The following is a 12124-nucleotide window of genomic DNA, read 5'->3' as shown; positions in this document are numbered from 1 at the left end:
TATAAATATTTAATGAGCGGACTAGTAAAATGTGTCTTTTAGTTTCTCATTTTTAGTTGAAATATGATGGTAAAAATTATAAAATCTTCTATGAGTGATATTAAATGAGGACGCAATTTTCAAGCGTATTTTTAGGGACAAAAATATACGAAATAGCCAACTCACAAAAACTGTAAAATAAATTTTAACAAGCGTGTAGAGCGACTATACGGTTTATATAAATTAGAATATATGGCTCTTGAAAACATATTTCTGGAGCCATTTTCTAATTGAAAGTGAGGTGAACGTGTTGGAGCAGTTTTATCAGTTAGGGTGGACATTAGATTCAGCTGGAGGCGCTTCTGGAGAGGCCTATATGGCTGAACAAGATGGACAAAAGTTGTTTTTAAAACGAAATACGAATCCTTTTATTGCAGCTTTATCTGCAGAGGGTATTGTACCTAAACTTGTTTGGACAAAAAGAATAGAAACCGGCGAAGTAGTTACGGCGCAGCATTGGAAAAACGGTCGCGAATTAAGTGCGAACGAAATGCATCAACCTAGAGTAGCCAAAATATTAAAAAAAATCCACAATTCTAAACCATTACTTACAATGTTAAAAAGAATGGAAATGGAACCTATTACGCCAGAGATTATGCTTAATAAAATTAATGCCTCTTTATCTAGAGAAGTGTTAACACATCATGTTGTTAGAAAAGCATTAACATATTTAGAAGAGCATATACCAAATTTAGATTCTCGTTTCTTTACTGTCGTACATGGTGATGTTAATCATAATAATTGGTTGTTATCTGATAGAGACGAACTATTTTTAGTAGACTGGGAAGGTGCAATGATTGCAGATCCAGCTATTGATATCGGAATGCTGCTTTACAATTACGTTCCCGAGAAGAAATGGTCTAAATGGTTCGAAACTTACGGCGTACAAGAAAGTTTGAACTTGAATAAACGTATGAAATGGTACACTGTGATTCAATCAATTGGTATGGTTCAATGGTATGAAGAACAGAAACGTTTTAAAGATATGAATACATGGCTTGAATTTTTAAATGAAGTTATGAATAGTAACTTATTTATTTAAGGAGATTTGATTATGAGAGTTCGCTACAAACCATGGGCGGAAGATTATTTAAAGGACCATCCAGATTTAGTAGATATGGATGGTTCACATGCTGGACATATAGAAGAATGGTTTGATAAGAAGCAACCTATTTATATAGAAATTGGCTCCGGTATGGGACAATTTATCACTACACTTGCCGCACAACATCCAGAGATTAACTTTATTTCAATGGAACGTGAAAAGAGTGTTATGTATAAAGTGCTTGATAAAGTAAAAGAGCAAAACTTAACAAATCTCAAAATGATTTGTAATGATGCGATAGAACTTAATGAATATTTTAAAGATGGGGAAGTTTCTAGAATATATCTAAACTTTTCTGATCCTTGGCCAAAAAGACGTCATGCTAAACGTAGATTGACTTATCATACATATCTAGCGCTTTATAAACAAATTTTAATTGATGATGGTGAAATTCACTTTAAAACTGATAATAGAGGTCTTTTTGCCTTTAGTTTAGAAAGTATGTCTCAATTCGGAATGTACTTTACAAAGATGAATTTAAACCTTCACGAAGAAGACGATGAGGATAATATCCTTACCGAATACGAACAGAAGTTTTCGGATAAGGGTTCTAGAATATATCGAATGGAAGCAAAATTTCATAATAATATTCAGCCAAATACTGATAATATATGATTATAAGCCTGAGACATTTATTGATGTCTCAGGTTTTATTTTGTCCAAGTTTAATTATTCAAATTAATACTAGCGACATTATTTTAGTTATTAGGATAAATTTCATTAATATTATTTTAACTTTTTAAAAAAATTGACTTTCAAAATTTTGTAATATCTTTTCGACAAATAAGTGAATAATTTCACAAAAGTAATTGATAATGATTATTATTTAGTATAATTAAAAGTGATCAAGGGAGGAATAAAAATGATTAATAAAGATACAATTGTTGCTGACGTCGTAACTGACATGCCATTAAGTTCCGATATTTTCAGAAAATATGGTATTGATTTTTGTTGTGGAGGCAATATTTCAATTGAGCAAGCCGTTGAAAATAAAAAAGTTGATGTACAAACTATCTTAGATGAAATTAACCAGTTACCTAATGAATCACAAGGTAATATCAATGTTAAATATCTTGATGTGCCATCATTAATTCAATATATACAGTCTCGTTATCATGAAACGATGCGTGAGGAATTTAAAAATCTATCTCCATACGTTACAAAAGTAGCTAAGGTACATGGACCTAACCATCCATTTTTAATTGAATTGCAAAATTTATATCGTCAATATAGAGATGGAATGCTTGAGCATATGGATGAAGAAGATAATCACGACTTTCCAGCATTAATCAAAATTTCACGAGGGGAACACGTTGATGATGCTTCGAAAATTATAGAAAGCCTAGTTAATGACCATACACAAACTGGACAATTATTAGAGGATATGAGAGAACTAACTAATCAATATCAAGCACCTAGTGAAGCGTGCCAAACTTGGAGACTCGTATATAATCGTCTTGAAAATTTAGAGCGTGAAACACATGAACATGTTCATCTTGAAAACCATGTCTTATTTAATAAATTTTAATTAATGAAAGGGTGTTTAATATATGGTAAAAAAGTAGCAGGTCACACATTTTTAGCTCAACTCGGGAAAAAACGTTTACGTCCAGGTGGAATTTTAGCTACCAATTGGTTAATTGATAAAGGTTGTTTTTCAAATGATAAACGTGTTTTAGAAGTTGCATGTAATATGTGTACAACGTCTATTGAATTAGCTCAAAAATACCAATGCCAAATTGAAGCAGTTGACTTAAATAAAGCAGCATTACAAGTTGGCCAACAAAACGTAGATAAAAACGATTTAAATGACTATATTCATCTAACACAAGCAAATGCGATGGATTTACCTTTTGAAGATGAAAGTTTCGATATTATTTTAAACGAAGCAATGCTAACAATGTTACCTTATAAGGTTAAAGAAAAAGTATTAAAAGAATATTATCGTGTACTTAAACCTAATGGAATTGTACTTACACACGATATTGCTATTATAAATCGAGATAATGAGGACGTTATAGTTAATGAATTGAGTAAAGCAATCAATATGAAAGTGACGCCTTTAACGCCAGAAATTTGGTATAGTTTATTTAAAGATGCAGGATTTTCACAAGTTGAATCAAAAATAGGACCATTATCATTGATGTCACCAGTTGGCATGTTAAGAGATGAGGGTTTACTAGGAACTTTAAAAATTTTAAAAAATGCATTTAAAAAAGAAAACCGTCATATGTTTATAACTATGTTTAAAACAATGCGCAAACATAAATCAAATATGAATTATATTGTTCATGCTATTAAAAAATAGTTAAAATTAAAACGATTGATAACCTTAACATAGATAAAGATGTAAGGTTAAAGAAATCATTTAAAATAAGACAAAACCCATCAAAAGGGTCTTGTCTTATTTTTTACTTTTTAAGAACATCATACTTATGAATGGTATTAAATTGGACAAGATGATAATGTTATAACCTAAATTTGATGAAACAATTGACGTTGAATAAATAAGAATGAGTTCAATAATAATAAAAATTGTCGTAAACAACAGAATAATCTTATTATGTTTATATTGCATTATTGTCCTCCATATATTTAATTGCTTTAAAATGCGCAATAAGAACTTTAACATTAATTGCTATATATACGTTATTGTATTAAATTTGTTAATAAGAGTAAATTTAGTAAATGAGTGGGAAGGTGTCTTTTTATGAAATTAGGAGAATTAACTATTAACGATATTAATGGGGGTAATACTCATATTGATGGAGGTGCCATATTTGGCGTTGTACCTAAACCATTATGGACTAGAAAGTATAGTGTGAATGATAAGAATCAAGTTCATACACCAACACATCCAATTCTTATTCAACATCCTCAATATAATATTTTAATCGATGCAGGTGTAGGTAATGGTAAATTAACTGACAAACAAAAAAGAAATTATGGCGTAACTCAAGAAGGCTTTATAAAAGAAGAATTACAATATTTTGGTTTAACGCTTGATGATATTGATATTGTGTTAATGACACATTTACACTATGATCATGCTGCTGGACTAACTGATTCAAATGGAAATGCACGATTCAAAAATGCTACTCATTATATTCAACAAGATGAATGGCATGAATTCTTAGCGCCTAATATACGTAGTAAAGCGACGTATTGGGAAAAGAATCAAGGTGATTATCAGGACAATATTATTTTATTTGATAAAGAGATTGAACCGGTATCAGGAATTAAAATGATACACACTGGTGGTCATAGCTTTGGTCACTCTATAGTTACTATTGAAAGTGAAGGAGAAAAAGCTGTGCATATGGCTGACATCTTCCCAACAGTAGCACACCAAAATCCATTATGGGTTACCGCGTACGATGATTACCCAATGACTTCAATTCGTGAAAAAGAAAGACTCATACCTTATTATGTTTTAAATGATTACTGGTTCCTCTATTATCATGACGAAAACTATTTCGCAGTTAAATATAATCACAAGGATCATTCAATTACATCATCTATCAAACGTTCATATCGTCAGTATTAAGTTGAAAAAAGGTTATAGTTTAGTTCATTAAGAAAAGTGATACTATAATGAACTAACTATAACCTATCATTTTTATGTAAATTTTAATTTTATAATTCGATAATATTTAAAACTTCACCAGTATATGCATCAGCATAAAAATCATAATCTACTAATTTACCATTTTTAGTTGCGGAGATACCGCCAAGATAAATAGGTTTATTAGCATTAATATTAGGATCGTTAAGAGGTTGTTGTACAATATATGAACCTTTGACATCCATAAAGTATGTTTTGACTTCTTCTAATAACTTATCGGGATTATAAAATTTTTTCTTATTTAGGTAAACAATTACGCCAGCTGATAAAATGACTACCGTACAAGCACCTACAATTAATATATTTTTACAATTTAAACATTTCATTAATGTATCTCCCTTTTCCATGATTCATATTATTAGTTTACCATAATGAAGATGATATAATAAATTATAAGGAGTGAAACATCAAATGACTATTGAAGAGAGTAAAACATTAGAACGCATGGAACATCTGACAGAATTACATGGTGCACCAGGATTTGAAGATGATGTTAAAACATATATGAAAGAACAAATGACACCTTATGTAGATCATTTTGTAGATAATAAAATGGGTGGGTTTTATGGTGTGAAAAAATCACCTAAAGCTAATGCTAAACGTGTAATGATAGCAGCCCATATGGATGAGATTGGATTTATGATTACGCATATCACAGATAATGGTATGATCCAATTTACTAATTTAGGCGGTGTAGCAAATGATATATGGCAGGGACAAAGATTAAAAGTAAAAAATAGAAAAAACGAAGAAATCATTGGTGTCGTTGCCAATATTCCAAAACATTTTAGAACTGGTAATGAAGCAGCACCTCAAATTAAAGATTTAATGTTAGATATAGGTGCAAGTTCGAGTGAAGAAGTTAGACAAAAAGGTATTGAAATTGGCGACACAATTGTACCTGCTACGCCATTTACTCAGTTATCAGAATATAGATATAGTGCAAAAGCGTGGGATAATCGATATGGTTGTCTCATTGCTATTGAAATATTAGAATTACTGAAAGATACAGAATTAGAAGTTGATTTATATGTTGGTGCCAATGTACAAGAAGAAGTAGGCTTAAGAGGCGCTAAAGCATCAGCAGAATTAATTCAACCGGATATTGCATTTGTAGCAGACTGTTCTCCTGCAAATGATATAAAAGGTAAGCAACAATTATCTGGTGCGTTAGGGGAGGGGACATTAATTCGTATCAAAGATGGTACGATGATACTCAGACCTACTTTTAGAGATTATTTATTAAATTTAGTAAAACAATATGATATTCCGCATCAATATTATATGTCACCAGGAGGAACAGATGGCGGTGAAATCCATAAAGCAAATGATGGTATTCCTACAGCAGTAATAGGAGTATGTGCACGTTATATTCATAGTACAGATGCTGTTTTTGATATCCGTGATTATTATGCCGCTCGTCAATTATTAAAAGCATCAATTACGAATTTATATGAAGAACAAATACAACGATTACAATATCAGTAATATAGGAGTGAAAAACATGATACAACTTGAAACAGAACAACAATTTGAAGAATTAAAGCAAGGAAATACAGTTTTTGAATTTACAGCAGGATGGTGCCCCGATTGTAAGGTAATCGAACCAGAATTGCCACAATTAGAAGAGAAATATCAATCTTTTAAATTTGTATCAGTAGATAGAGACCAATTTTTAGATATTTGTATAGAAAATGGTATTATGGGTATCCCAAGTTTCTTAGTTTATAGAGACGGAGAATTACTAGGAAGTTATATTGGTAAAGAAAGAAAATCCATTGAACAAATAGATCAATTTTTAGCACAATATATTTAATTGAATAGTTGAAAAATATATTTAAAAACTTGTTTTTTTCTGTTACTATCCTTTGATTTATTGTAAACTATTAAAAGGTGCGAAATAGGAGTGATATGAATGAATGTCTTTCAAATGAGAGATAAAATTAAACAGCGTTTGAATCATTTAGATGTAAATTATAAATTCAATCGTGAAGACGAAACATTAAGAATTTATAGAAAAGACAATCATAAAGGTGTCACAATTAAATTAAACGCTATTGTCGCAAAATATGAAGAAAAAGAAGAAAAAATTGTAGATGAAATTATATATTATATAGATGAAGCAATTGCTCAAATGGCTGATCAAGGTATAGAACAACTTGATGAAATTAAAATTATGCCGGTGATTCGTGCTACAAGTTTTGATAAAAAGACTAAAGAAGGCCATGCATTCATTTATGAAAATCATACTGCTGAAACTAATATCTATTACGCATTAGATTTAGGAAAGTCATATAGACTTATTGATGCAAGTATGTTAGAAACATTGAAAATGACAGAACAACAGATTAAAGAAATGTCACTTTTTAATGTAAGAAAGCTTGACAATAAATATAGTACCGATGAAGTGAAAGGTAATATATTCTATTTTATTAATTCTAATGATGGTTATGATGCAAGTCGCATACTTAATACATCATTTTTAAATGATATACAAGATCAATGTGAAGGCGAAATGTTAGTAGCAGTGCCTCATCAAGATGTTTTAGTCATTGCTGATATACGCAACAAAACAGGCTATGATGTGATGGCTCATTTAACTATGGAGTTTTTCACAAAAGGACTTGTCCCTATTACTTCTTTATCTTTTGGATACGACAAAGGTCATCTTGAACCAATATTCATATTAGGGAAAAACAATAAACAAAAAAGAGACCCTAACGTCATACAAAGATTAGAAGCTAATCGTAAAAAATTTAATGATAAAAATAAATAATGATAAAGGAGATATATACAATGAATTTATTCTTTAATCCAAATGGTGTAGGAGATGTTGCATTCTTACAAATCGACCCTACAGAAGGCGAATTCAATTATAAAAAGAATAACGACGTAGTAGAAATAACTAACGAAGATAACGAAGTAGTTGGGTATAATTTCTTTAATATATCTACTCATATACAATTAGAAGGTAATGGACACATTAAATTAACTGAAGAAATCGTTAATCAATTACAACAAATGATTAAAAATAATGGTTTCACATATGAATTGAATGCTGATTTATCTCCAAAATTTGTTGTAGGTTATGTAGAAACAAAAGAAAAACACCCTGACGCTGATAAATTAAGTGTACTTAATGTCAATGTAGGTAATGATACATTGCAAATTGTTTGTGGCGCACCAAATGTCGAACAAGGACAAAAAGTAGTTGTAGCAAAAGTGGGCGCAGTAATGCCAAGTGGTATGGTAATCAAAGATGCAGAACTTAGAGGCGTTGCATCTAGCGGTATGATTTGTTCAATGAAAGAATTAGATTTACCAAATGCTCCTAAAGAAAAAGGTATTATGGTGCTAGATGATAGCTATGATATTGGACAAGCATTTTTTGAATAACAAAGGAAGGTCGTGAAAGTATGAGCTGGTTTGATAAATTATTTGGCGAAGATAATGATTCAAATGAAGATATATTAAGAAATAAAAATAAAAGACGCCAGGCAACTCAATCGAATGATTCTAATCATGACTCATTACTGCCACAAAATAATGATATCTATCATCGACCAAAAGGTAAATTCCGATTTCCTATTAATGGTTTTGAATCAGAAAATGTGGAGTCTGAATATACATCTGTGAATGATGGGGAACAATCTTATGTGAAAAATGATGATAATGAAACTTTAACTTCTCAAGAAAGTAAGAGACATCGTCGTAGAAGGAATCATGCCAATGACGATGAGTATGTGAACTCGTCTCGACAATCTAATTCAAATAAAACTAGAAGAAAACAAGTAACAAATCCTTATGTCACTAAATCAACTCACCGCCAAATTTCTCCTACTTCATTAGGAGATAACAAATCTAATAATGGTGCTACATCTTCAAAATCACAACCAAGAATGAAATTACAATCCGAACGTTTTAAATCAAATTATAAAACGCAACCGGAGTATACATATCACAAAAGTGATTTTAAAGCTTCAGAAGTACCATCAGCCATTTTTGGTACGATGAAAAGACGACCAATTGAAAACGGCATGATACCTCCTAAAGACAATGAAGAAGAAACTAATAATAAAATGAGTTCAAATGTTAATCATTCTAGTGACAACGATGGATACACTGCCGAAAGATCCCAAAGCAACTTTAGAAGTAATCAACAATCGAATGATGTAAAAGAAACTAGTACAAATAGTAATTCAAAACATGATGAGAATATAAATCAACAAACATCGTCAGTGGGAGATGAAAAAGCAATTAACTCAACTCCTAACCATTCAACTAAAGATAATACTATTAATATTAACAATATCTATGCATCTCAAATTGTTGAAGAAATTCGAAGAGAACGTGAACGAAAAGTGCTTCAAAAGCGTCGATTTAAAAAAGCATTGCAAGAAAAAAGACAACAAAATAAAGAGACCAATGAAGATAGTATACAAAAAGCAATTGATGAAATGTATGCCAAACAAGCACAACAATATGTTGGTGAAAGTTCATTAGATATGGAATCTCAAGATGATAGCAATGCTATGATTAACGAGCATGACAATAATGAAACAATAAATCAAACAGATGCAATTGAAAATTCAGACCTAGATCAACAAGAAACATCTCATTACAATTATGAAGAAATCGATTTATCTGATATTAAACCAAGACATCAAGTAAATGATGACGATGTTACTGTGACTGATTTAACAGAACAAGATGATGGCTCAGAAACAACTGATACTAACTATGTTTCATCTCAATCCATATATGATGATCGAACAACTACCGTCCAGAAAGACTCTGAATCTAGTCAAAGTGACTCTACAATTAGTTCAGAAAATGCAAAACATCATTACAGTGATAAAACATCAATATCAGAAAATGAAGATAATAATATAGATGATGCAGATTATCGAGAATTAGATGATAGTGAGCAACCAACAACATATTCTACTTCAGAACATACATCTTCATCTCTATATGATAGTGAGACATCAAAACTTAATGATCATAAGCACTTGAATAGAAGAAGTGGTCATAATGCAGTTACTCAAAGCGTCGATCATGAAACGGAATATGCTAAAAAGCGAAATCCACATATTCAAGATAGCAATTTAGGTAATAGTGATAAAACAATGTCAACATCAGAATCAGTATTAGAAAGTGATGAATCATTAAGTGATAGTTTCATCTCTAATAATAGTAATGAAACATCTGAATTTGTCGCTTCATCTTATGATAATACTCAAAACTTAAGTAGTTCAGAAAATAGCTATTCTGAATCTATAAATGATAATCAATCAGAAAGTTCTGATCAGAATTTTGATAAAGTTAATAGTGAAAATAAAGGCGTAGAAACTAATCAGCATCTACATTCTGGACAAACTAGCAAGCCATTAAAAGGTAGTAAGCCATTTAATGTTGTTATGACGCCTTCAGATAAAAAACGTATGATAGATAAGAAAAAATCTCGCACAGTTCATGTTCCAAATCTAACGCCTGAACGTCAATCAAATTCGACACAATCAAATAATATTAAGCAAGCATCGTCAGAGCAATACAATACATCAGAACACTCTGAATCAAATCAACAATCAAACAATATAAGTGAAAGTGAAGCGCCTTCAGCTGATCGTACAAATGAACTAAATCAAACAACATATGAAAGTGACTCAAATTCAACTGCAAGTGAACATAGCCTAAGTGCAAATGACGTTGTCAATAATGAGAATGTGCAAATGGCTCAGAGCGATTATAATGTTGGAATTAATCAAAATATGGAAGATGATAGTTCGTCTATGCAACATGCTTCCAATGATGTTAATGAAAATGATTCAGATAATCGCAATGAAGACAAACGAGAGAATACTCATGCATCTACATCTAAGGTTACATCTGGAGAAGTGGATAATAATGAAAATATTAAAGTTCAAAAGCCCACTATAAGAAAAGGTCCAAATATTAATTTACCTAGTATGGAATTGCTTGAATCACCAGAACCACATGAAGTAAATGAAGAGTGGATTGATGATAAAAAGCAAGAATTAAATGATGCATTATATTATTTCAATGTTCCTGCAGAAGTTCAAAATGTTACTGAAGGTCCAAGTGTGACCCGTTTTGAATTATCAGTTGAAAAAGGTGTTAAAGTATCAAGAATTACTGCTTTACAAGACGATATTAAAATGGCGTTAGCAGCCAAAGATATACGTATCGAAGCGCCGATACCAGGTACAAGTTTAGTAGGTATCGAGGTACCTAATCAAAACCCTGCCAAAGTCAATTTGAGATCAATTGTAGATTCAGATCAATTTAAAAATGCTGAATCTAAATTGACAGTTGCAATGGGTTATCGCATCAACAATGAACCATTACTTATGGACATTGCTAAAACACCTCATGCTTTAATTGCAGGTGCAACAGGTTCAGGTAAATCAGTGTGCATTAATAGTATTTTAATGTCGCTATTGTATAAAAATCATCCGGAAGAATTAAGATTATTATTAATTGATCCAAAAATGGTTGAATTAGCACCATATAATGATTTGCCACATCTTGTGTCACCAGTAATTACAGATGTTAAAGCAGCCACACAAAGTTTAAAATGGGCTGTTGAAGAAATGGAACGTCGATATAAATTATTTGCTCAATATCACGTTAGAAATATTACAGCATTCAATAAGAAAGCTTCTTATGAACAAAGAATGCCAAAAATTGTTATAGTAATAGATGAATTAGCCGATTTAATGATGATGGCGCCACAAGAAGTAGAACAATCCATCGCGAGAATAGCTCAAAAAGCGCGTGCTTGTGGTATTCATATGCTTGTTGCCACACAAAGACCATCAGTTAATGTTATTACCGGTTTAATTAAAGCTAATATCCCAACTAGAATTGCATTTATGGTATCATCAAGTGTAGATTCTAGAACTATTCTTGATAGCGGAGGAGCAGAACGACTATTAGGATATGGCGACATGTTATATCTTGGTGGCGGTATGAATAAACCTATCCGTGTTCAAGGTACATTTGTTTCAGATGAAGAAATTGACGACGTTGTAGATTTTATTAAACAACAGCGTGAACCTGATTATTTATTTGAAGAAAAAGAATTATTAAAGAAAACACAAACTCAAGCACAAGATGATTTATTTGATGATGTGTGTGAGTTCATGATTAATGAAGGACATATTTCTACTTCGTTAGTACAAAGACATTTCCAAATTGGGTATAATAGAGCAGCGAGAATCATAGATCAATTAGAACAACTAGGTTATATATCTGGAGCGAACGGTTCTAAACCTAGAGATGTTTATATTACTGAGGCGGATTTGAATCAAGATTAAAAATTAGTAAGGAGT

The 12124-nt window shown here is 31.3% G+C and carries 11 protein-coding genes; 10 read left to right on the top strand and 1 reads right to left on the bottom strand.

The features are described from left to right. The first annotated feature begins 289 nt into the window (after nt 1-289). The 5 genes from HMPREF3125_RS11910 to HMPREF3125_RS11890 all read left to right on the top strand — a co-directional run bounded on the left by HMPREF3125_RS11910 (nt 290) and on the right by HMPREF3125_RS11890 (nt 4691). A complete protein-coding gene (locus tag HMPREF3125_RS11910; protein WP_017638270.1) occupies nt 290-1081 on the top strand; it encodes a phosphotransferase family protein in 792 nt (263 codons plus the stop codon). Nucleotides 1082-1093: 12 nt separating this feature from the next. Continuing rightward, on the top strand, nt 1094-1759 hold the full coding sequence (trmB, locus tag HMPREF3125_RS11905; protein WP_017638269.1) for a tRNA (guanosine(46)-N7)-methyltransferase TrmB: 666 nt from the start codon (nt 1094-1096) through the stop codon (nt 1757-1759). Nucleotides 1760-2006: 247 nt separating this feature from the next. Next, nucleotides 2007-2672 carry an iron-sulfur cluster repair di-iron protein ScdA gene (scdA, locus tag HMPREF3125_RS11900; protein ID WP_017638268.1) on the top strand — a complete coding sequence of 222 codons (666 nt, stop codon included), beginning with the start codon at nt 2007-2009 and terminating at the stop codon, nt 2670-2672. A gap of 3 nt (nt 2673-2675) precedes the next feature. Next, nucleotides 2676-3452: a class I SAM-dependent methyltransferase gene (locus HMPREF3125_RS11895; protein ID WP_070454000.1), complete on the top strand. Its 777-nt coding sequence runs from the start codon at nt 2676-2678 to the stop codon at nt 3450-3452. Nucleotides 3453-3854: 402 nt separating this feature from the next. Beyond that, nucleotides 3855-4691: a YtnP family quorum-quenching lactonase gene (locus tag HMPREF3125_RS11890; protein ID WP_046466826.1), complete on the top strand. Its 837-nt coding sequence runs from the start codon at nt 3855-3857 to the stop codon at nt 4689-4691. An 89-nt stretch (nt 4692-4780) separates the two neighbouring features. Here the strand turns inward: HMPREF3125_RS11890 and HMPREF3125_RS11885 are convergent, their stop codons facing one another. Beyond that, nucleotides 4781-5095, bottom strand: a complete 315-nt coding sequence (locus tag HMPREF3125_RS11885) for a PepSY domain-containing protein (protein ID WP_017638265.1) — start codon at nt 5093-5095, stop codon at nt 4781-4783. Between the two features lie 85 nt (nt 5096-5180). On the opposite strand from HMPREF3125_RS11885, the gene HMPREF3125_RS11880 reads away from it, so the two are divergent. The 5 genes from HMPREF3125_RS11880 to HMPREF3125_RS11860 all read left to right on the top strand — a co-directional run bounded on the left by HMPREF3125_RS11880 (nt 5181) and on the right by HMPREF3125_RS11860 (nt 12109). Next, the gene (locus HMPREF3125_RS11880; protein WP_070453998.1) at nt 5181-6257 is read left to right on the top strand and encodes a M42 family metallopeptidase; all 1077 of its coding nucleotides are present in this window, start codon (nt 5181-5183) and stop codon (nt 6255-6257) included. A gap of 16 nt (nt 6258-6273) precedes the next feature. Then, nucleotides 6274-6585 (top strand): thioredoxin family protein, encoded by a 312-nt coding sequence (locus tag HMPREF3125_RS11875; RefSeq protein WP_046466823.1) that lies wholly within the window; start codon nt 6274-6276, stop codon nt 6583-6585. Nucleotides 6586-6684: 99 nt separating this feature from the next. Next, nucleotides 6685-7545 carry a DUF1444 domain-containing protein gene (locus HMPREF3125_RS11870; protein WP_046466822.1) on the top strand — a complete coding sequence of 287 codons (861 nt, stop codon included), beginning with the start codon at nt 6685-6687 and terminating at the stop codon, nt 7543-7545. 20 nt (nt 7546-7565) lie between these two features. Further along, nucleotides 7566-8165, top strand: a complete 600-nt coding sequence (ytpR, locus tag HMPREF3125_RS11865) for a YtpR family tRNA-binding protein (RefSeq protein ID WP_017638261.1) — start codon at nt 7566-7568, stop codon at nt 8163-8165. Nucleotides 8166-8185: 20 nt separating this feature from the next. After that, nucleotides 8186-12109 carry a DNA translocase FtsK gene (locus HMPREF3125_RS11860; protein WP_070453996.1) on the top strand — a complete coding sequence of 1308 codons (3924 nt, stop codon included), beginning with the start codon at nt 8186-8188 and terminating at the stop codon, nt 12107-12109. Nucleotides 12110-12124: the final 15 nt, after the last annotated feature.

This window comes from Staphylococcus sp. HMSC13A10 (assembly GCF_001808005.1).
GTDB classification, from domain to species: Bacteria; Bacillota; Bacilli; order Staphylococcales; family Staphylococcaceae; genus Staphylococcus; species Staphylococcus pasteuri.
This window is presented reverse-complemented; position numbering and strand designations above follow the sequence as displayed.